General features: G+C 56.2%; 20 protein-coding genes. 9 read left to right on the forward strand and 11 right to left on the reverse strand.

The features are described from left to right. Nucleotide 1 precedes the first annotated feature (1 nt). Nucleotides 2-733: a class I SAM-dependent methyltransferase gene (locus AC0V60_RS05530; protein WP_486177508.1), complete on the reverse strand. Its 732-nt coding sequence runs from the start codon at nucleotides 731-733 to the stop codon at nucleotides 2-4. 56 nt (nucleotides 734-789) lie between these two features. On the opposite strand from AC0V60_RS05530, the gene AC0V60_RS05535 reads away from it, so the two are divergent. The 5 genes from AC0V60_RS05535 to AC0V60_RS05555 all read left to right on the forward strand — a co-directional run bounded on the left by AC0V60_RS05535 (nucleotide 790) and on the right by AC0V60_RS05555 (nucleotide 7,139). After that, nucleotides 790-1,539 carry a ComF family protein gene (locus tag AC0V60_RS05535; protein WP_486177509.1) on the forward strand — a complete coding sequence of 250 codons (750 nt, stop codon included), beginning with the start codon at nucleotides 790-792 and terminating at the stop codon, nucleotides 1,537-1,539. Between the two features lie 396 nt (nucleotides 1,540-1,935). Then, nucleotides 1,936-2,337, forward strand: coding sequence for a phosphoribosyl-AMP cyclohydrolase (hisI, locus tag AC0V60_RS05540; protein WP_486177510.1), 402 nt, complete (start codon nucleotides 1,936-1,938; stop codon nucleotides 2,335-2,337). Nucleotides 2,338-2,369: 32 nt separating this feature from the next. Next, nucleotides 2,370-2,834, forward strand: a complete 465-nt coding sequence (locus tag AC0V60_RS05545) for a MerR family transcriptional regulator (protein WP_486177511.1) — start codon at nucleotides 2,370-2,372, stop codon at nucleotides 2,832-2,834. Between the two features lie 61 nt (nucleotides 2,835-2,895). After that, nucleotides 2,896-4,701 (forward strand): acyl-CoA dehydrogenase C-terminal domain-containing protein, encoded by a 1,806-nt coding sequence (locus AC0V60_RS05550; RefSeq protein WP_486177512.1) that lies wholly within the window; start codon nucleotides 2,896-2,898, stop codon nucleotides 4,699-4,701. A 152-nt stretch (nucleotides 4,702-4,853) separates the two neighbouring features. Next, nucleotides 4,854-7,139: a penicillin acylase family protein gene (locus AC0V60_RS05555; protein ID WP_486177513.1), complete on the forward strand. Its 2,286-nt coding sequence runs from the start codon at nucleotides 4,854-4,856 to the stop codon at nucleotides 7,137-7,139. A gap of 4 nt (nucleotides 7,140-7,143) precedes the next feature. On the opposite strand, the gene AC0V60_RS05560 is transcribed toward AC0V60_RS05555, so the two are convergent. From AC0V60_RS05560 to tyrS, 6 genes are all read right to left on the reverse strand, one after another. Next, complete coding sequence (locus AC0V60_RS05560; RefSeq protein WP_486177514.1) at nucleotides 7,144-7,575, reverse strand: GNAT family N-acetyltransferase; 432 nt, start codon at nucleotides 7,573-7,575, stop codon at nucleotides 7,144-7,146. Between the two features lie 18 nt (nucleotides 7,576-7,593). Then, nucleotides 7,594-8,292 carry a dienelactone hydrolase family protein gene (locus AC0V60_RS05565; RefSeq protein WP_486177515.1) on the reverse strand — a complete coding sequence of 233 codons (699 nt, stop codon included), beginning with the start codon at nucleotides 8,290-8,292 and terminating at the stop codon, nucleotides 7,594-7,596. 9 nt (nucleotides 8,293-8,301) lie between these two features. Beyond that, a complete protein-coding gene (cysK, locus tag AC0V60_RS05570; RefSeq protein WP_486177516.1) occupies nucleotides 8,302-9,222 on the reverse strand; it encodes a cysteine synthase A in 921 nt (306 codons plus the stop codon). 4 nt (nucleotides 9,223-9,226) lie between these two features. Further along, complete coding sequence (locus AC0V60_RS05575; protein WP_486177517.1) at nucleotides 9,227-10,519, reverse strand: MFS transporter; 1,293 nt, start codon at nucleotides 10,517-10,519, stop codon at nucleotides 9,227-9,229. A gap of 83 nt (nucleotides 10,520-10,602) precedes the next feature. Then, nucleotides 10,603-10,941 (reverse strand): PilZ domain-containing protein, encoded by a 339-nt coding sequence (locus AC0V60_RS05580; RefSeq protein WP_486177518.1) that lies wholly within the window; start codon nucleotides 10,939-10,941, stop codon nucleotides 10,603-10,605. 424 nt (nucleotides 10,942-11,365) lie between these two features. Beyond that, nucleotides 11,366-12,592, reverse strand: coding sequence for a tyrosine--tRNA ligase (tyrS, locus tag AC0V60_RS05585; protein WP_486179448.1), 1,227 nt, complete (start codon nucleotides 12,590-12,592; stop codon nucleotides 11,366-11,368). Between the two features lie 126 nt (nucleotides 12,593-12,718). Between tyrS and AC0V60_RS05590 the strand changes: the two genes are divergently transcribed. Continuing rightward, entirely contained in the window at nucleotides 12,719-13,249 is a 531-nt protein-coding gene (locus AC0V60_RS05590) for a DOMON domain-containing protein (RefSeq protein WP_486177519.1), read from the forward strand. Between the two features lie 16 nt (nucleotides 13,250-13,265). Here AC0V60_RS05590 and AC0V60_RS05595 read toward each other — a convergent pair whose 3' ends face one another. After that, a complete protein-coding gene (locus tag AC0V60_RS05595) occupies nucleotides 13,266-13,757 on the reverse strand; it encodes a TspO/MBR family protein (protein ID WP_486177520.1) in 492 nt (163 codons plus the stop codon). Between the two features lie 93 nt (nucleotides 13,758-13,850). Between AC0V60_RS05595 and AC0V60_RS05600 the strand changes: the two genes are divergently transcribed. Beyond that, nucleotides 13,851-15,083 (forward strand): exo-beta-N-acetylmuramidase NamZ family protein, encoded by a 1,233-nt coding sequence (locus AC0V60_RS05600; protein ID WP_486177521.1) that lies wholly within the window; start codon nucleotides 13,851-13,853, stop codon nucleotides 15,081-15,083. 168 nt (nucleotides 15,084-15,251) lie between these two features. Next, nucleotides 15,252-15,905, forward strand: a complete 654-nt coding sequence (locus AC0V60_RS05605) for a homing endonuclease associated repeat-containing protein (protein ID WP_486177522.1) — start codon at nucleotides 15,252-15,254, stop codon at nucleotides 15,903-15,905. Here AC0V60_RS05605 and AC0V60_RS05610 read toward each other — a convergent pair. Continuing rightward, entirely contained in the window at nucleotides 15,902-17,086 is a 1,185-nt protein-coding gene (locus AC0V60_RS05610; protein WP_486177523.1) for a vWA domain-containing protein, read from the reverse strand. The genes AC0V60_RS05605 and AC0V60_RS05610 overlap by 4 nt on opposite strands. A gap of 117 nt (nucleotides 17,087-17,203) precedes the next feature. On the opposite strand from AC0V60_RS05610, the gene AC0V60_RS05615 reads away from it, so the two are divergent. Then, nucleotides 17,204-18,604 (forward strand): methyl-accepting chemotaxis protein, encoded by a 1,401-nt coding sequence (locus AC0V60_RS05615; protein WP_486177524.1) that lies wholly within the window; start codon nucleotides 17,204-17,206, stop codon nucleotides 18,602-18,604. A gap of 30 nt (nucleotides 18,605-18,634) precedes the next feature. On the opposite strand, the gene AC0V60_RS05620 is transcribed toward AC0V60_RS05615, so the two are convergent. Continuing rightward, nucleotides 18,635-19,498 (reverse strand): AAA family ATPase, encoded by an 864-nt coding sequence (locus AC0V60_RS05620; RefSeq protein WP_486177525.1) that lies wholly within the window; start codon nucleotides 19,496-19,498, stop codon nucleotides 18,635-18,637. Between the two features lie 109 nt (nucleotides 19,499-19,607). After that, complete coding sequence (locus AC0V60_RS05625; protein WP_486177526.1) at nucleotides 19,608-20,918, reverse strand: serine hydrolase; 1,311 nt, start codon at nucleotides 20,916-20,918, stop codon at nucleotides 19,608-19,610. Nucleotide 20,919 lies beyond the last annotated feature (1 nt).

Below are 20,919 nucleotides of genomic sequence, written 5' to 3' on the forward strand. Positions count from 1 at the left end.
CTTACCGCCACCCTGTCAGAACGAGGATATTGAAGATCTCCGTGACCTTCCCGTCGTCTTCGCGCATAGTATCGAAGGCGGCTTCAGCGCGGCCTATCCATTCGCGTGTCAACAGCGGAACGGGGCTGTAAAGGCTTCGCGTGAGGCCATGGTCTCTCAGATCGCTAATTAACTGGTGAAACGACGAGAAACGCACGTTTAGCGGAAAGCTGTCGACCACCTTGCGGGTGAACCCAGCGCGTTCGAGCAAAGCGGTGCCCGCGCGGTTATCGACTAAGGGATGCATGCGTGCAGCGGGCCTCTCACCGTCCGCCTCAAGCACGATTTGACGAAGCGCCGGAAGCGATCCGGCGCCGGGAAAAGCTGCGATGAAAATCCCGCCATCCTTAAGAGCATTGCGCGCATGGATGAGAGCGCCTGGCAGATCGTTCACCGCCCCAAGGCCAAGGACGTGCGCAATAAGGTCATATTCCTCGAATCCGCCCGGTGTTTCTTCGTCAAACTCCCCCAAACGCTTTCGGATTTGGGCAGGCAACCCGCCCGTTTCATCGCCCACGACCAAGGCGGCCTCTGCCTTGAACCTCATAAAGTCCAATCGGTCGGCAATATCCTCAGCAATCGTAGCGGTGAGATAAGATGCGCTGCCTGCGCGTCCCTGCCGCGTGCGGGCACGCGCCCATTTGGCCGCTGCCGCTTTGCGATCAAATATCTGAGGAACGGGGCTGGCGGTCATGCCTCCACGCATTGGCGCGCTTGCAGCCCAAGCGCAAGAGGTGCAAACCATGCCCGATGGCTCCGTCCAAATCTCTTATGCCCAAGCAGTTTGGTAAAGACCTCAAGGAGGGTCTAAGGCCAATCGCCGACCTCGTTTACCCGCCGCGTTGCTCATCATGCGGCGCTGCTACGGCCAATCACGGTGCGCTTTGCCTCGATTGCTGGGGCGAATTGGAGTTTTCCAGCGGCGAAGGGGATGCCGCTGGCGGTGCATCCGGGCATTCGGGGATCATCGCGGCAACCATCTACAACGATATGTCACGCAGCTTGATTTTGAAATTCAAGCACGGCGGCAAACTCGCGCTTGCCCCATTGCTTGGCAAGATGATGGCATCGCGCATTCATGTCGAGGAGGGGGCGAACCCGCTAATAATTCCCGTACCGCTTCACCGCACCCGCATTTGGCAGCGAGGGTTCAATCAATCCGCCATGCTTGCGCGTGAAATTGCGAAAGCGGGGAAGGGTGAGCTTTTGGTGGATGGCCTCGTCCGGCAGAAACGCACGCCGAGCCTCGGCAATATGAATTCGCAGGATCGGCATAAGGTTCTGAAAGGCGCCATCGCGGTACGCAAATCGGCACAAAGTTTGATTAGAGGGCGCGCCGTAATCCTCGTGGATGATGTTCTGACAAGCGGTGCGACAAGCGGCGCAAGTGTCGATGTTCTGCTGGCTGCGGGCGCGTCTCGCGTTCGCATCGCTTGCTTTGCCCGGACACCGGGCAGTCTGGGGGCGTCAAATCCTAATTCAGAAATAGGACTCGAATAAGAGGCCGCACACCGAAACGCCCGAGGTCGTTAGACCCCGGGCGCCACGTGACGAAACGGTTTAGGTCCGCTCTAAAGAGCTGAGCAGGAGACCCCCTAACTTCTCCTCCAGGACCACGTCCCTCAATCGTTCAATCGGTCATCCAACACCCCGCTGTTGGTCCTGACCGACAACCCCCTGAACCCGGCGTTTGACAACACCGTTTGTTAGGTGGATGGACGCTTTTAACGGCGCCCGTAAGCAGTGTTGTTCCACTCGGGTTCCGCCACGGAAAGGTGCTTTGCGGATTTTCACCTATTTTGGCGCTCTTATGTGGTTATCTTGCAACATTTGGTCGCATGCCTTGAACCCTTGGGCGCTGTTTGTCTTATAATATTGCGTTGATGGAGAATTTTCTTGCCCGCAGAGAAGTTGATCAGTTCTGACGCACGCGAAGAAGGGAGCATCTTTGCGCCTAAATTCGACGACACGGGGCTTCTATCAGCGGTCGTGCTCGATTCTCTCAGCAAAGACGTGTTGGTGGTCGCATTCATGAATGCCGCAGCGCTCGCCCAAACGCGGCAGAGCGGTAATGTCACGTTTTGGTCGCGTTCACGCCAAGAGCTTTGGATGAAAGGTGAGACATCCGGCAATGTACTCAAGGTGGTCGAGATCCGGGTCGATTGTGATCAGGACGCGCTTGTCATTTATGCAGAACCCGCCGGGCCGACGTGTCATACGGGACGCACATCATGTTTTTACAGACGGCTCGATATGAATGCGGAAGACGCTTCCGCTCTCGTAAAGGTCAACACTTGACGCTCACGTAAGGGGAAGGTAATCCACCCAGTATGGACACCCAAACCGACTCGCTCGCCGATACTCTCACTGAAGCTGCTGAGCCGCGCCGCAATGGTGCGCATCTTGATAGACCTGACGATTTGGCGCGGGAACAGTTTTCGATTTCCGATCTAACTTCAGAGTTCGGCTGCACAGCAAGGGCTTTGCGGTTTTATGAGGATGAGGGGCTGATCAGCCCGGCACGCGTCGGTTTGACCCGGGTGTATTCAAAACGTGACCGCGCGCGGCTCGCGTGGATCATGCGGGCCAAGAATGTTGGTTTCAGCCTTACCGAAATTCGCGAGATGATTGACCTGTATGACCTTGACGATGGCCGGGTCGAACAACGCCGCGTTACGGTTGAGCGGTGCCGCGCGCATATTGCCAAATTGAAAGAGCAGCGCGATGATATCGAATCGTCCATCAAAGAGCTCAGCGATTTTGTTGTCGAAGTCGAAAAGCTCGAGCTGGGCTGACGCCGCCTAAAGTAGACACCGTATTTAACCCCCATACGCATGCCAGAAGAGGGATCACCTGATGCCAACCTACACCGCTCCCACCCGCGACACCCGCTTCGTTCTGAACGAGATGCTCGACCTTGCGTCCTATGGCAATTTGCCCGGCTTTGAGAACGCCACACAGGACATGATTGATACGATTGTGAATGAGGCTGGCAAGTTTTGCTCCGAGGTTTTGGCGCCGATCAACCAATCGGGCGATGAAGAAGGATGCACCCGTCACGAAGACGGCAGCGTGACAACACCCAAAGGCTTTAAAGAAGCTTATGATGCTTATGTCGAAGGCGGTTGGGGCACGCTGGCTAAGCCTGAAGAGTTCGGCGGGCAGGGCCTTCCGCACACCTTGGGCATGGTGGTCGAAGAATTTACCGCCGGTGCCAATCAAGCGTTCGGCATGTATCCCGGTCTCACCAATGGCGCATCGGCCGCTCTGGAAGCTGCTGGCACACAGGAGCAGAAAGACGCCTATCTGCCGAAGATGATTTCGGGCGAGTGGTCGGGCACAATGAACCTGACTGAGCCGCACTGCGGGACCGACCTTGGCCTTATCCGCACAAAAGCCGAGCCGCAGGCGGATGGCTCGTACAAGATCACGGGGACGAAGATTTTCATCTCTGCGGGTGAGCATGATCTTACCAGCAACATTATCCACTTGGTTCTCGCCAAGACACCTGGCGCGCCGGACAGCTCAAAAGGTATCTCGCTCTTCATCGTTCCCAAATTCGTTCTCGACGAGAATGGTGAGCCTGGGACACGCAACGGCGTTTCGTGCGGTTCTATCGAGAAAAAGATGGGCATCCACGCAAACTCTACCTGTGTCCTCAACTATGATGAGGCGACTGGCTATCTGCTGGGTGAGGAGAACAAGGGCCTTGCCGCGATGTTCGTGATGATGAACGCGGCGCGTTTGGGTGTGGGGCTCCAAGGGCTCGCACAAGCGGAGGTTTCTTATCAGAACGGCGTCACCTATGCGCTCGATCGTCGACAGGGCCGCGGCCTTACAGGCCCGGCAGAGCCCGACGCCAAAGCGGACCCGATTTTCGTGCACCCGGATGTGCGCCGGATGCTTATGGACGCCAAAGTCTTTAACGAAGGCATGCGTGCTTTGTGTCTATGGGGTGCTTTGCAAGTGGACCTCACGCATAAGGCGCAGACCGAGGAAGAGCGTCAGCTTGCCGATGACCTGATCGGTCTGATGACCCCGGTTATCAAAGGGTATGGCACTGATAAAGGCTATGACATCGCCAACAATATGCAGCAGGTCTACGGCGGCCACGGCTATGTGCGCGAGTGGGGCATGGAGCAGTTCGTGCGCGATAGCCGGATTGCTATGATCTACGAAGGCACCAACGGCGTTCAAGCGATGGACCTTTGCGGGCGCAAACTTGCCAGCAAAGGCGGCCGCGCGGTTCAAGCCTTCTTTAAAATGATCGACGACGAAATTGCCGAGGCCAAGGGTAATGAGGCGCTTAGCGATATCGCCACCAAGCTTGAGAAAGCTTTGGGCGAGCAGAAAGCGGCGACCATGTGGTTTATGCAAAACGCAATGGCCAATCCGAACCACCTTGGTGCTGGCGCCCACCACTACATGCACATCATGGGCATTGTGACGCTCGGTTTCTTCTGGCTCAAGCAGGCGAAAACCGCATCTGAAGCGCTTGCAGGCGCGCCGGAGGACAAGGCGTTCTACGAAGCGAAAATGACGTCTGCCGCGTATTATACCGAGCGCTTCTTGCCAGATGCAGGCGCACTTCGCCGCAAGCTTGAAGCGGGCAGCGAAAACATGATGGCGCTTCCCGAAGAGGCATTCTCAACCGCCGCGTAAATCACAGCGCTGCACACATGAAAAACCCCTGCTGGCTGCGCGCTGGCGGGGGTTTTACTTTGCCGAAAAGGTTGATGCAGATCACAGACACGCTTGCCACGCGGGCCCACTCTCAATAGCTTCTGGGTCGAGAAAAATGAGGGAGAGAGACAATGCGCGTACTGGCTTATAGTTTAGGAGCGCTTCTGGCATCGACCGCATTGACCGCAGCTGCAATCGCTGACGATCACAGTCCATCAGACGAAGGGCCATTCAAGGCCGAGATTACCCGCACGACCCATAATATCGCTCATATCGAAGCGCAAACTTGGGAGGGCGTCGGCTACGGCGTCGCCTATGCTTATGCTGAGGACAATATCTGCATGTTGGCCGAGGAATTCGTCAGCGTGCGCGGCGAACGCTCGCTCTATTACGGGCCAGAAGGGCGCAATGAGCTTGGCCTCAGGGGCGCGGACAACCTCACCTCCGATATATTCTTCCGCAGCCAAATCAACCTGCCCGCCCTTCGCGATGGCCTTGCCGCTTCCAGCTCGGTCAATCAGGCGCTGATCGCGGGCTATGTGGCGGGGTATAATCGCTATCTGTTCGACAATCCCGTGGCCACCTTGCCTGAGGAATGCCGCGATGCGGAATGGGTGCGCCCGATCACCACAGACGACATGCTGCGCGTCAACGAGAAAACGATGCTGCTGGCAAGCTCGCTGCAATTCGCAGGCGCGATTGCCAATGCTGAACCGCCAAGTGGTGGCCAAGCGGCAGCCAATCTCGAGACGCTCACATTCCCCGGACCGCCAGAGCCGAATTATGGCAGCAATGGCTGGGCTTTTGGTTCGGATGCAACGGCTGACGGGAAGGGGCTACTTATAGGCAATCCGCACTTTCCGTGGGAGGGACCGGCGCGGTTCTGGCAAATGCATGTTCGCGGGCCTGATGGCTATGACGTGATGGGAGTGGGCATTGCAGGAACACCGCTGCCAACGCTCGGCTTTAACAAGGATGTTGCCTGGACCCACACGGTGACCAAGGCGCGGCATTTTACCGTCTATATGCTGCAATTGGCACCCGGCGATGTCACCAGCTATGTTGTCGATGGCGAAACCATCCCGATGGCAGAAACAATCGTCAGCGTGCCGATGCCTGGCGGTGCAGAGCCGCATGAGGCAGTGCTCTATTCAACGCAGTTCGGACCCGTCGTGACCTTGCCGAGCGCAGGGGCCCAATGGACTGGTCAAATGGCCTTCACCTTGCGCGATGCCAACACTGGCAATCAGCGCGGGATGGACGCATGGCTTGGCATTGGGCAGGCGAGCAATGTCGCAGAGATTGAGGCCGCGATCAGCGGCACACTTGGCATTCCGTGGGTGAACACGATTGCCGCTGACCGTCACGGGGACGCGCTGCATTCTGATATCACCGCTGTGCCCAATGTGAGCGCTGAGTTTGCGCAAAGCTGCGGGACGCCGTTCTCGCAGATGGTGTCGGGACAGGTGACGCTGCTCGATGGAAGCCGGTCTGAGTGTGATTGGATGACACAGCCAACAGCAGCGCCAGTGCCGGGCCTTCTTCCTGCATCGGATCAGGCCTCGCGGGCGCGTACAGACTATGTGACCAACTCAAACGACAGTTATTGGCTGAGCCACGCTGGCGAGCCTTATCGCGAATTGTCGCCGATCCTTGGCGGGTATAAAACTGAGCTGAGCTTGCGCACGCGCTCAAACTACACCGAGACCGAGGCGATGCTCGCCGAGGCGCCGATGGATCACGCAAGGGCGAAAGAGCTGGTCTATGGCAATAAGGTTCTCGCCGCTGAGATGACAATCGAAGCACTGCTCGCGGCGTGTGAGGGAAGCAATTCGCTGGCGCAGCCATGCGAGGTTTTGTCCCAATGGGACCGCCGCGTCGATAATGACAGCAAGGGCGCGCACCTGTTCCTTGCGTTCTGGAACAAGGTTCGCGGGCGAAACGATTTGTGGGAGGTGCCTTTCGATAAGGAAGCCCCCATCGCGACCCCATCTGGGTTCAAAGCAAGCGCTTCTATGATGGAGGCGCTGGGTGAGGCGGCCGAGGAAATCACCGCAAAAGGCATTCCGCTCGACGCTCCATGGGGCATGGTCCAAACACGCGTGGACGGTGATGATAAGATATCCATCCACGGCGCAACGGGCCTTGCGGGCATCCTCAACATGCAGGAATCGCGCGAGGTGGAAGGCGGCCTGACGCCAGTGCACGGGTCAAGCTACATCCAGATTGTCGGGTTTGACGGGGATGGCCCGGTGGCCGACGCGATCCTAAGCTATTCGCAAAGCACCAACCCCGCATCGCCCTATTACGCTGACCAGACCCGGCTCTATTCGCGCAAAGAATGGCACCGTCTGCCGTTCTCGGAGGAAGAGATTGAGGCGGCTCGGATTGGCGAGACAGTAAAGATAGCTGAGTAGCGACCTAAGCTGCGCCAAGCCGTTTCATCATGAAGTAGTGCGGGTAGTAGGGTTCTGGCCCGTCGATCTGGCCGAACACTTCAAAGCCATGCGCCTCATAAAAGGCGCGCGCTTGGAAGGCGTAGGTGTCCAACCGCATGTGGTGGCACCCACGTGCCCTTGCTTCTGCCTCGGCTTTTTCGAGCAAAGCCGCGCCCCAACCTTGGCCGCGTAGCCCATCGCTGAGCGTGAGAATATCGACATGAAATCCGCCCCAACGTGATTGCGCGATCAGACCTCCGACCAAAGTGCCCTCTTCGTCCCTAAGGAGAAGAGCGAAATCATGGTTATCCAATGTTGGGACACTTGCCCTTGTAAAGGTCCGCAAGACCTCCAAAAGTTCGGCGTATTCTTTGTCGCTCGGTCTGTCGGACCTGTGGGTTTCAATGGTCGACATAGAATCGCGCGCCTCGCCTTAGCCAAGACACTCATCAAAAAGCGCCAACATCGCGTTCCAGCTTTGTGCCTCAGCACTCGGGTCGTGGGCGGGATTTGCCTCCCCGTCAAAGCGCAAAGGCATGGTGAAGCCGTGATCGACGCCTGAATAAGAGTGGAAGTGCCAGTTTGCGCCGGCGGCGTCCATTTCCTCCCAAAACCCGAGGACCTGCGAGCGCGGGACCATGGGGTCGGCATCGCCATGGCATACAAGGATACGAGCGGGTATGGTTCCGCTCGCGGGAAGGGCCGTATCGAGCAGGCCGTGGAAGCTCGCAACCGCCAACACGTCCTGCCCCTCGCGTGCCATTTCGAGGACCGCTTTGCCGCCAAGGCAATATCCAATCGCTAATTGAGGCATGCCTTCGGTCAGAGCGCGCATCGTCTCCAGCGAACTGCGAAAGCGGGTGCGCATTGCGGCAGGGTCGCTGCTGAGCGTGCCCATCGCTGCAAATGCCTCATCGAATGTTGAGGGTGCCGCAGGTCCGTAAAAGTCAGCGATGAACACGGCGTAACCTTCGTCCACAAGCCGCACCGCCTTTTCTTCGACGCCGGGTGTCGTGTTCATGAACGTTGGGTAGACAGTGATCGCCCCGCGCACCGCGCCATCGGGCTTTGCAAAAAGTCCTTTGAGCGCGGTTTTGCCGTCTGCGTATTCGATTGTCTCAAATGTATTCACTGGTCGCCTTTATTCGGCAGGAAGGAAGTCCGGCACGGAGAGGTAGCGCTCGCCTGTGTCATAGTTGAAGCCCATCACGCGGGTTCCAGCTTTCAGTTCGGGCAGCTTCTGTGCAATCGCGGCCAGTGTTGCGCCAGAGGATATGCCGATCAGCATGCCTTCTTCGCGGGCTGCTCTGCGGGCCATTTCTTTTGCGTCGTCTGGATCAACCGTGATCGCGCCGTCGATCGCGTCAGTATGAAGGTTACCGGGAATAAAGCCTGCGCCAATTCCCTGGATCGGGTGAGGGCCCGGCTCGCCGCCATTGATGACGGGGGAGGCTGTGGGCTCAACACCGTAGGCTTTGAAATCCTTCCAGTGCCTTTTGAGCTCTTCCGCGCAGCCCGTCAGGTGACCGCCCGTGCCAACGCCGGTGATCATCACATCAATCGGCGTGTCGATAAAGTCCGAAAGAATCTCTTGAGCCGTAGTGCGCGCGTGAACCGCAGGGTTTGCGCCGTTATCGAACTGGCTCGGCATCCAAGCGCCGTCTGTGCTTTCAACGATCTCGCTCGCACGCGCAATCGCGCCTTTCATACCCTTTTCCTTGGGCGTGAGGTCGAAGGTTGCACCATACGCGAGCATCAAGCGGCGGCGTTCGATTGACATGCTTTCAGGCATGACCAGCACCAATGTGTAGCCCTTGACCGCTGCCACCATGGCAAGGCCAATACCGGTGTTGCCGGACGTGGGCTCAACAATGGTGCCGCCGGGTTTGAGAAGGCCTTTCTCCTCAGCGTCTTCGACCATAGCCAGCGCAATCCGGTCCTTGATCGAGCCGCCGGGGTTGGCGCGTTCTGACTTGAGCCAGACTTCGTGATCGGGGAACAACTTGGACAAACGGATATGCGGCGTTGCCCCGATGGTTTGGAGAATGTTTGCAGCTTTCATGGGTTTAGGCTCCTGACGATTCTTTTGTTGCCTTATCTTCTATCATGTCATCTGGCGGATCGAAGGTCTTTGTTGTTCTGAGGACTGGGAACATATGGCTCCACCAGGCAACTGTTACAATCGCGCCGACACCGCCTGCCACCAGTGCCCAAACAGGACCGATCGCAAAGGCGAGCGCGCCGGAAAAGGCATCGCCGCCCTCGTTTGATGCGCTGATGGTCATTTGTGACACCGCTGACACCCGGCCGCGCTTATCGTCTGGCGTGTGCAATTGGATCAGCGATTGGCGCACATAGACGCTGAACATATCGGCCGAACCGATGATAAAGAGCATCGCGAGGCTGAGCGCCATATTGCGCGAGAAGGCAAAGGCAATCGTCGCAATCCCAAACACCAACACAGCCCAGAGCATTTTGGGGCCCACTTGCGTCTTGAGCGGGCGGAAAGAGAAATAAGCAGCGGTGAGAGCGGCTCCGATGCCCGGCGCCATGGCAAGCTGCGCCAAGCCATCTGCGCCCACTTGCAAAATGTCCCGCGCAAAAACCGGCAAAAGCGCGTTTGCTCCCGCCAGAAACACTGCGAACAGATCGAGTGTGATCGCGCCCAAGACCATCTTGTTGCGGCCCACATACCGCATCCCATCAACGATAGCGCCGATTGGGCGCTGGTCTTTCTTCATCGCAGGTTGAGGGACTTTCCCAACACTGCTCAGCGCGATGAAACCTACGATATAAAGGCCGAAACCCACGGCGTAGGGAAGGGCAGGTGCGAGCGAATAGAGGTATCCCCCCATGGCCGCTCCCAAGATCGTGCCCAATTGCCAAGCGACGGTGGAGACCGCGATTGCCGTCGGCAAAAGTGCTTTGGGAACAAGATTTGGGGCAAGGGCGGAGTAAGCGGGCCCCGCAAACCCGCGCGCTATCCCTAATAACACTGCGACAGCGAAGAGGACCGGTAATGAGAGCGTGCCGGCATAGGTGAACCACCCAAGCACGCCTGCGCAAACCATTTGTAAAAGGACTGTAAGGAGGCCGAGCATCCGCCGGTCAAACCGGTCTGCGGCAAGCCCTGTAAATGGGGTCAGCACAAACAGCGGCAAAAACTGCAAAAGGCCAATGAGTGCCAATTGCCCAGAGGCGGCAGCAATGCTCATCCCGGCATCGCGCGCAAGATTGTAGGTCTGCCACCCGATGATCAAAATCATCGCATATTGGCCAAGCGTCATCGCAAAGCGCGATGTTAGATAGGCGCGGTAATTATGGACCTGAAGAGGATGTGTGGGCGCATTTGAAGTCACGCACTCGCCATGACAGGCAAGCTCGACAAAGCCAAGCGCAGCGTTTCGTCAGCCGAGCAGAGCCAGAGTGTGCTGGTTTTTACTTAACGATTCCGGCGAAGTCGAGGATTGGGCTGGAGCGTGTCAATCATCGCCACAAAATCATCAAGACGGATAATGCGCTCAAACTGGAAGCCTGCGCGTTTCTCGCGGGTCCAGATGACGTAGGCTTCGATCCGGCCCACTACTGGCAAGCGTATGATGATCCGCTCACCGCGCCCAAGACCTTCTGTATCATCGACCATAAACCCATGGGCCGAGATGTTGCAGACGTGCAGATTGAGGTCACCCTTCGAATGATGTTCGACGATTACCGGGAAATCGACCGGGTGCCGCGCGGCGCGCCGCATGTCTGTTACGCTTAAGTTTGCTCCGGCAGCCACAGGCTCAGCCCTCCATTACATCAACCCCCACCTCTCTGGGGTATTGAGTAAACTGGAGAAAAAAGGCTGATATTTCGTAAAGCGCCTGAGACAGTTGCGAGGTTAACCCATTCACCTAGGCCGCGTGGACAAATTCAACCCGGTCACGGCAAGTCAAGAAACCGCCAGTTCGAGGAGTGAGGACGATGGACATGCCCTTGCATATTCAAGACGAAGGACGCTGAACTGGCGGTTTCTTGACTTGTCCCGAAGGGGTTCGGCCAAAATTCGCCCTCACCGCGTCACTCATGCTCGAAAGTGCGGTGCACTTCCTTCGCAATCGTTCCTTGTGAGTACAAATTTCGGCTCAAACCGTGACCGGGTTGAATTTGTCCACGCGGCCTAAGCAAAAGACCATGAATCCAGGCGGTCAGTGCGCCTTTATTCAAACAACAATCAGGCCGTGCTTCTTCTTACCAAGGCTTAGCTTTAGCGGCTGCTCTGTGTGTGGGTGAACAACAAAGCCCGCATCCAAAATGACATCTCCATCAATCTTCACCGCGCCTTCTGCAATCTTACGCTTGGCCTCGCCGTTCGACCCGGTAAAGCCGATGCCGGTGAGCACTTCCAAGAGCCGTGCGCCTCCTTGTCCCGCTGCAAAACTAGGCAAATTTTCGCCTGCCCCGCCGCTGGCAAATGTCTCTTTCGCGGTCGCCTCGGCCGCTTTCGCCGCTTTGAAACCGCGCACTAAGGCGGTCGTTTCATTGGCGAGAATGATCTTGGCCGAGTTGATCTCAGCACCTTCTAACGATTCGAGCTTTGCGATCTCGTCCAAAGGAAGATCGGTGAACAGGCGCAGGAACTTGCCAACATCACGGTCATCAGTGTTGCGCCAATATTGCCAGAAGTCATACCCAGGCAGCGCGTCCTCATTGAGCCAAATTGCACCATCGACAGACTTGCCCATCTTGGCCCCATCCGCGCGGGTGATAAGGGGCGCGGTCACTCCGTAAACCTCGCGCGCATCAATCCGGCGGTTCAATTCGATCCCGTTGACGATGTTGCCCCATTGATCAGAGCCGCCCAGTTGAAGCGTGCAATCATAATCGCGTGCCAACACTAGAAAGTCATACGCCTGCATGATCATGTAATTGAACTCAAGAAAGCTCAACGGCTGCTCACGCTCAAGGCGTGTTTTCACCGAATCGAAGGTCAGCATCCTATTAATCGTGAAATGCGGGCCCACATCACGGAGCATCTCGACATAGCCGAGTTTGCTGAGCCAATCGTCATTGTTGATCAGCAGCGCATCGGCCGCGCCATTACCAAACTCTAGGATCCTCTCAAAACTGCCTTTTATACCAGCGATGTTAGCGGCAAGACGCTCGTCGGTCATCAGCTGGCGGGTTTCATCTTTACCCGAAGGATCGCCCACTTTGGCCGTGCCGCCGCCCATGATGACAATGGGACGGTGGCCAGCCTGTTGCAGTCGGCGCAGCAGCATGATCGAGGCTAGGTTCCCGATGTGCAGCGAAGAGGCCGTGGGATCAAAGCCGACATAGCCTGTCATGACCTGCTTCTTAGCGCGCGCGTCCAATGCGCCCGGATCAGTGATTTGATGCAGGTGGCCGCGTTCCTCGAGCAGGCGCAATAGGTCGGATTCGTAAGTCATAGTGCCGTTGGTCATTGGGAGCGCTTATCAGTGTGGGCGGCCTGTTGAAAGTCTATTGGGCGAAAGTCTATCGGGGGGGGGCTAAGCCACTTGCGCAGCTTGTCTCGCTTGGCGATAGAGGCGGGCATGAAACCTTTGATGCTCCACAATTCCTGCGACCTTGGTCCCATCCGCTCTGTCACCGCTGAGATTGAGGCGAATGATGTGGGCTGCGAGGTGCGTTTCAAACTTGAGGGCGGTGTGGACCAGATCACGCTTCCTCCGGCTGCGCCAAGCGTTCGAACCGACAACTTATGGAAGACAACGTGTTTTGAGATTTTCTGGCAGCCAGTTGGCGGGACGTATTACCGTGAGTTTAACCTGTCGCCGTCTGGCCGCTGGGCCGCGTACGACTTTGATAGCTTTCGCGAAGGAATGCGCGATGCTCCGGTGGACGCAATTTCGCTCAGCGTGGCGCAAGGATCAAGTGATGGCGCCGGCCAGCTCGTGCTTTGCGCCAGCATCGCCAGTGACCTTCCCACTCCTGCCCAGGTGGCCCTCAATGCGATTGTTGAGCACAAGGATGGTGCGCTGCAATTTTGGGCGCTTGCCTTTGCGCCGGGTAAGGCGGAATTTCACTCCGAGGCATGCCGCCAGTGGCTGCTGGGCGGAGAATAGCGCGGGGTTTTTTGCCCTAAGCCGATCGCGTGCCGAACGGCCGGTTCAATTGCACAACTTTCCAATTGAGAGCGAGCGCGAATGTGACCCACGCGAGATACACCCAATTCAGCTGTCCAGCGAGCTCGGAATAACGCGGAAGGATCAGAACAAGCGCCAGCACGGAGAGCCATAGAAAGATGTTTTCGATGAGCGCCCAATCAGGGCGCTTCACTTTGAAGAACAAGGGCGACCACGCAAAGTGCAATATAAAATTGGCTGCAAACAACCCGCCGATAAGAACCGTATCACTGGCGGTGTCGGCTTCGGCTAAAGCGAGGTAAAAGCTCCAGCCAGCAAGCCCGAGGATAACTGTCCATGCTGGGCCAAACAGCCAATCAGGCGGCTGCCAACTGGGTTTGTTGAGGTTCTTGTACCAGTCGCCAATTTCAGTAAGCGCACCGCCTGCGCCGCCTAAGATAATGGCCCACCCGGCAGCGATGCTCGCTAGCGTCCAGTCGATTTCCATGAGGGCCCTCTAACACGATCTGTAGTGAGTAAGAAACCACTAGCTACGCATGCGGGATTGCGTTTGACGCGAGGCTACGCCAATCCGGCATGCATGACTTCACAAGTAAAATTCGGCATCGACCGCCTTCTCGCCAGCCCTGAACTTTTGCACCAGCTGAAGGACAAGCGTGTCGCTCTGGTCGCTCATCCGGCCAGTCTGACTGAGGATCTGACGCATAGCTTGGATGCTTTGATCGCAGCCGGTGTAAACGTGACCGCCGCCTTTGGCCCGCAGCACGGGCTTAAAGGCGATAAGCAGGACAATATGGTTGAGACAGCTGATGAGGTGGATGCGGAATACGGCATCCCGGTGTTCTCGCTCTACGGCGAAGTCCGGCGGCCCACGGTTCAGATGATGAGCACAGCCGACTTATTCCTCTATGACCTTCAGGATTTGGGCTGCCGAATCTACACATTTGTGACGACGCTCCTCTACCTTCTGGAAGAGGCGCAGAAGCTGGGCAAAGAGGTTTGGGTGCTGGACCGCCCCAATCCTGCGGGACGTCCGGTTGAGGGAACACTGCTGGTGCCGGGGCATGAGAGCTTTGTTGGCGCTGCCCCTATGCCGATGCGCCACGGGCTCACCATGGGCGAGATGGGGCACTGGTTTTTCGATCATTTCGGCCTTGATGTGGCTTACAAAGTGGTCGCGATGGAGGGCTGGGAGCCGACCGCCGGCGGCAGCGCGGTCGCAAGCGGCTATGGCTGGCCCGAAGACCGCATCTGGGTGAACCCATCGCCCAATGCGGCGAGTGTGAACATGGCGCGATGCTACGCCGGAACGGTGATGATCGAAGGCGCGACGGTAAGCGAGGGCAGGGGGACAACGCGGCCCTTGGAGGTGCTGTTCGGTGCGCCTGACATTGATGCAAAAGCTGTGATGAAAGAGATGCTGAGCCTAGCGCCTGATTGGTGCGAGGGTGTGCGCCTTCGCGACTGCTGGTTCGAGCCAACGTTCCACAAGCATGCTGGAAGCTTGTGCAACGGGGTCATGCTCCACGCCGAGGGGCCGGGATACGACCACGATGCGTTCAAGCCATGGCGGATGCAGGCTTTGGCGTTCAAAGCGATCCGGCGACTTTATCCCGACTATGAGCTGTGGCGCGGGACTGACTTTAAGTACGAGTACACGAATGATGTGCTGGCGATTGATGTAATTAACGGCGGGCCGGGTTTGCGGGAATGGGTGGATGATCAGGCGGCAATGCCTGATGATTTGGATGCGCTGGCGTCAACCGATGAAGCGGCTTGGGTGCAGGCGGTGAAGGGGCATCTGCTTTACTAATCCAGCACAACCAAACCTCCGTCGTCCCGGCCCCCGAGCCGGGGTCCAGCTTCTTCTTGCGACGCCGAAAGAAAGCTGGACCCCCGATCAAGTCCGGGATGACGAAAAAAAGGCAAAATGAAGTGGGTTATGTTTGACATATCGCCATTCCGAGCGAAGGATTTCAAAATGAAATTTCAACTTGAGTCCTTCAATCGGAATTCATCTGACGAAGAACTCCTTGATGAAGTGCGCCGTGTGGCGAAGTTGCTAGATCAAAAAACTGTCACGATCGAACAGTTTAATGAACACGCGACTTTTCATAGCACTACGCTGTCCAGACGGTTCGGTTCTTGGTTAAAAGCCTTGGAGGCTGCGGGCTTGGAAAAATCCCGTAATCTTCACATTTCTGACGAAGAGCTATTTGAGAACCTAGTGGACCTTTGGGTGAAATCAGGCAAACAACCACGTTACAATGACCTCTCGTCTGATCGGTCCAAATTCTCTGCTGGGACCTATGCCAATCGCTTCGGGTCTTGGCGTTCAGCGCTTGAGGCATTCGTAGCTTGGGCAAACGAGAATGATCCGGTTTCAGATGAGCCACTCGTCAGGGAAAAACTGCCAAAAAGGCGAACACCGAGAACCATAAATTGGAGACTGAGAGCGCAGGTACTCATGCGCGATGGTACGACGTGTCGAATGTGTGGTGCAACAGTTCAAAATGGCGCTGTACTTCACGTGGACCACATTCAACCATGGAGCAAAGGAGGCGAAACAGTCCTCGAAAACCTTCAGATTCTCTGTGAGCAATGCAACATCGGAAAGAGCAACCTATCTCTCTAATGCCCCTGTTTGCGGCTCAGCTCCCGCATCGCATCATCCAGCCCCTCTAGCGTCAGCCCATACATCCGGTCGTTCACCAGCTCTTTGAGCATCTTGGTCGACTGCGAATAGCCCCATTGCTTTTCGGGCACGGGGTTTAGCCACACGGTTGCGGGGTAGGTGTCGGTCACACGCTTCATCCACATGGCGCCGGCTTCTTCGTTCATATGCTCGACCGAGCCGCCTGCATGGGTGATCTCATAAGGGCTCATCGCCGCATCGCCCACGAAGATGACTTTGTAATCGTGGCCGTATTTATGGAGGATGTCCCAGGTCTTTTGCCGCTCCTGCCAGCGGCGTTTGTTGTCCTTCCACACGCCTTCATAAAGGCAATTGTGGAAGTAGAAAAATTCGAGGTTTTTGAACTCGGTAGTGGCCGCACTGAAGAGTTCTTCGCACAGCTTGATGAAAGGATCCATCGACCCGCCCACATCGAGGAACAGGAGCAGTTTCACCGCATTGCGGCGTTCGGCACGCATGTGGATATCGAGAAAGCCTTGTTTGGCTGTGCCATCAATCGTCGCATCCAGATCAAGCTGATCCTGCGCGCCTTCGCGGGCAAAGCGGCGCAGACGGCGCAGAGCCATCTTGATGTTGCGGGTGCCCAGCTCCTTTGTGTTGTCGAGGTTTTTAAACTCGCGTTTTTCCCAGACCTTTACGGCTTTCTTGTGCTTGCCCTCACCGCCGATGCGTACGCCTTCGGGGTTGTAGCCTGAATTGCCAAAAGGGGAAGTGCCCCCTGTGCCAATCCACTTGTTCCCGCCCTCATGGCGCTTTTCCTGCTCTGCGAGGCGTTCTTTGAGCTTTTCCATTAGCTCATCCCAATCGCCGATCTTCTCGATCTCGGCCATTTCCTCCTCAGTGAGGAATTTCTCAGCGACGGCTTTCAGCCAATCTTCGGGCACATCGACTTCGGTTTGCCCGTAATCGGACATGATGCCTTTGAAGACCTTGTGGAACACCTGATCGAACCGGTCGAGCATCCCTTCGTCTTTCACGAAAGTCGCGCGGCTGAGGTAGTAAAACGCCTCGGGCGTCTGCTCGATCACGTCCTTATCCAACGCCTCAAGCAGCGTCAGATGCTCTTTGAAACTTGCGCCGATACCAGCCTCGCGCAGCTCATCCATGAAGTTGAAAAACATGGGCGCTGTCCTAATGGCGATTTCGCGCCGTTACCAGCCCTATCGCGCCGGCGGATATTAAGCCTTCGATAACCATATTTTGTCAAAGCAGACCGACCATTGGGGACACGAAGCATTATGAAGCCAATCGCGATTGACACTGATACAGCATCAGCAATCCATTCTATCCCGGAAAAATGCGGCAAAGTGACCGTTGGCTGCACCGACGTTGCAGGGATCGTTGACGCTGTCATCAGTTCATCTGAAACATTGCGACGAGAGCATAAGGCACTTCGTAGAACGGTGACGGCGCTTGAAGATGATCAGCGCAGAGTATCTGAAGCAAGCGATGAAGCACGGCTTTTGTCCGAGCGCGCAATTGAGAGTTTGAATGAGGGGACCGATCTAATTCAATCCTCGCTTGGTCAAATCGCCTCGATGCTGGAATTAGTGGACACTCTCGGCCAGCATGTCACCGGTTTTTCATCGGCGATGGAGCAAGTGCGGCGCAGCGCCAAAGACATTGAAGAAATCGCTGAGACCACCAATATTCTGGCCCTCAACGCGACCATTGAAGCGATGCGAGCAGGCGAGGCTGGCCGGACATTTGCGGTGGTCGCCAACGAGGTAAAAAGCCTTGCCAACGACACCCGGCGAGCAACCGATGAAATTGCGACCACCATCGACACTCTTGGCGAGGAAGCCAATGAAGTGATCGAACGAATCGAAGAAGGGTCACATGCCAGTGATACGGCCAAGGCTTCGGTGGCTCAGATTGAAAACACGATCGCCCGCGTAGGAACTCTGGTTGAGGAGGTTGACAAGCAGAACGATGTAATTGCCCGAGCAACAGGCACGATCAGCGGCCATGTCGATGGGGTTCAACGCGGCCTTGAGAGCTTTGACAAAGCCGGTGAGGAGAGTGAAACCCGTTTGAAAGACGTGCATGAGCGCATGGGAGAGCTGGAGGATACAGCCAACGATATGTTCTCTTCCATGGTGGATGCAGGTCTTAGCCCGCAGGACAGCCAATGGGTGCAAGAAGTTCAGGACGAAGCCAAGAAGCTCGCTAGCATGGTTGTGGATGCAATCACCTCCGGCGAACTTACGAGTGAAGAGGTTTTTGACAGCGATTACAAACTGATCGAAGGCAGTAACCCCAAACGTTATCGCAACAGGTTCAGCGATTGGGCAGACCGCAATTGGCGTCCGTTATTCGACAAACACGTTGCGACAAATGCGGAGCTTATCGCCTCAGTGTGCTCTGACGTGAATGGTTTCCTTCCCACACATACATCCAAATATTCTGCACAGCCGACCGGGGATATCACCCATGACACGATGCTGTGCCGCAATGGACGGATCCTTGATGATCCAGCCACCAAGAAGGCCAAGCGCAACAACGCCCCTTACCTAATATCCATTTCTCGCCAAGAGGGCGATGGTGTGAACTTCATTCTGTCGCGCGCCATCTTCGTGCCGCTGTTTATTAACGGCAAGCGTTGGGGAGATTATCTGGTCGGCTACAGCGTGGATTGATGAAAGAACGCTCGGACCCCTAGCCAGGCCCTAGCCAGGGTTGCGGCGGGCCATAAATGCGAGCCGTTCAAACAGCATCACATCCTGTTCGTTTTTCAAAAGAGCGCCGTGGAGCGGCGGGATCGCGCTGTTCGGATTGGCGTCTTGCAGAACGTCCAAAGGCATATCCTCGTTCAAAAGAAGCTTGAGCCAATCGAGAAGTTCGCTTGTCGAAGGCTTCTTTTTAAGACCCGGCACCTCGCGCAGTTCATAAAAGATATCCATGGCCTTCTTCACCAATGTCTTTTGAATGCCGGGGAAGTGGACGTCTATGATTGATGACATCGTATCACGGTCGGGAAACTTGATGTAGTGGAAGAAGCAACGCCGAAGAAACGCATCAGGCAGTTCTTTTTCGTTGTTTGATGTGATCACCACGATCGGGCGCTCTTTGGCCTCGATCCGCTCCTGAGTTTCGTAAACATCAAAGCTCATTCGGTCGAGTTCTTGCAAGAGATCGTTAGGAAACTCGATATCGGCCTTGTCGATTTCGTCGATCAAAAGAACGGGCAATTGCTCACTGGTGAAGGCTTCCCAAAGCTTGCCCTTCTTAATGTAATTTTTGATGTCGTGAACCCGCTCATCGCCAAGCTGGCCGTCACGAAGGCGCGCCACGGCGTCATATTCATACAGGCCCTGCTGCGCTTTGGTGGTGGATTTGATATTCCACTCAATCAGGGGGGCGTTGAGCGCTTTGGAAATCTCATGTGCGAGCACAGTCTTACCAGTGCCGGGTTCACCTTTGACCAACAATGGCCGGCGAAGCGTTACAGCGGCATCAACTGCGACCTTTAGATCGTCTGTGGCAATGTAATTGCTGGTGCCTTCAAAGCGCTGGCCTGTGGTGTCGCTCATAAGTTTTCCTTCAAAACGCAAAAGTTCTTTGGCGCGTCGATAAGGTGCCCTGCTTCACTGTGCAAGAGGGGTTTGGGAACGGATGCGGTCTCGCCGTTTGCTGCGCCCGTTATCGCTCTATTAAAAGAAGCCGCTGCGCAATCAATTCGAGCGGTGTCGGATCAAACCGCAAGGTGTCATTGCGCCAGCTCAGAACCAATGCGTGATCATTGCCATCATTATCCCGCAGCAACCAACTGAGATTGAGAACACCGGGCTCTGAGCCGCCCTTGTACCCGGCGTATTCCCAATTGCTGCGTATGCTTTTGGGCATGGATGGATTGATTGCCATAATCTTGAAAGCCTCCTCGTCCGAGGTGGCACGCATGAAGCGAAAGAGATTGGCGATGTCTTGTGTGTTTGCAAACCACTCTACATCCAGTGCCACCGGAGGTCCTGCAAAGGCGTTCTGCACCTGGCTTTCGTTTACGGCGATGTCCTCGATCCCCTCAAGGATCTGTGCTTTTACCTCAGCATTGCTGCGCTGATAAGTTTGAAGCCGTGCGGGTGGCCCGGCTTTGAGCAAAAACAACTCCCGCGTCTTCAGGAATGGATCGTTCATTGCGGGATTAGAGTGGCCGCTTTGTGCCATAACCGCCAAGATTTCTGCGCGGCCAAGCGTATCAATCAACACGTCCGTTGCGGTGTTGTCGCTGATCGAGATCATAAGGCTTGCAAGGGAGTGCAGGGTGATAGGCGCGTTCTTAGGCCAGTTCTGGATCATTCCGCTCGGAAAACTGCGGTTTTCAGGCAGCACAACCTGATCAGACCAATTGCGCTTCCCCTCAGCCACCTCTCTTGCCAGAGTCGCCAGCACGTAGAGCTTAAACGCCGAGCCAATAGGCATTGGCCTTGTGTCTTGGGATGACGTGACAGCAGGAAGCGATCCATCCAGCGGCCCCAGCCACCAACTCACATCTCCATCCAGACCATTAAGATCAGTCTCGATCTTCGCGAGGTCATCATTCGTGGGCTCGAAGGATTGAAACAAAAGCTCGCTGATGCGGCTTTCATCGGCGGGGTCGATGGCGATACTGCCGCTCGCAATTGCTCGCTCCATCCGGATCGCGAGTGCAGCTCTGCTTCCGGTGGCAGGGTCCAGCGTCTCTACCGAAATGGCTGCCCCAAATTGCGCGGTGAGCTGACTAACGATGGCCTTGAATTGGTGGGCAGGGACAGCTCTCAAAAAGCCGTCCGTGAAGACCTCATCAGGTTCAATCGCACCGTTAATGATATCCACAACCTGATCGGCGCGCATTTCTATGTCGGTTTGTTCAGCTTGCACGGATTGCTCACCCACCGGACTTTGCGCAGAGGCCGCAAAGGCGGCCAACGGAGCGATTAAAAGTGACGCGATTGCTAGGATCAGGCCTCGTGTCATG

The sequence above is a fragment of the Erythrobacter sp. S259 genome (assembly GCF_057364965.1).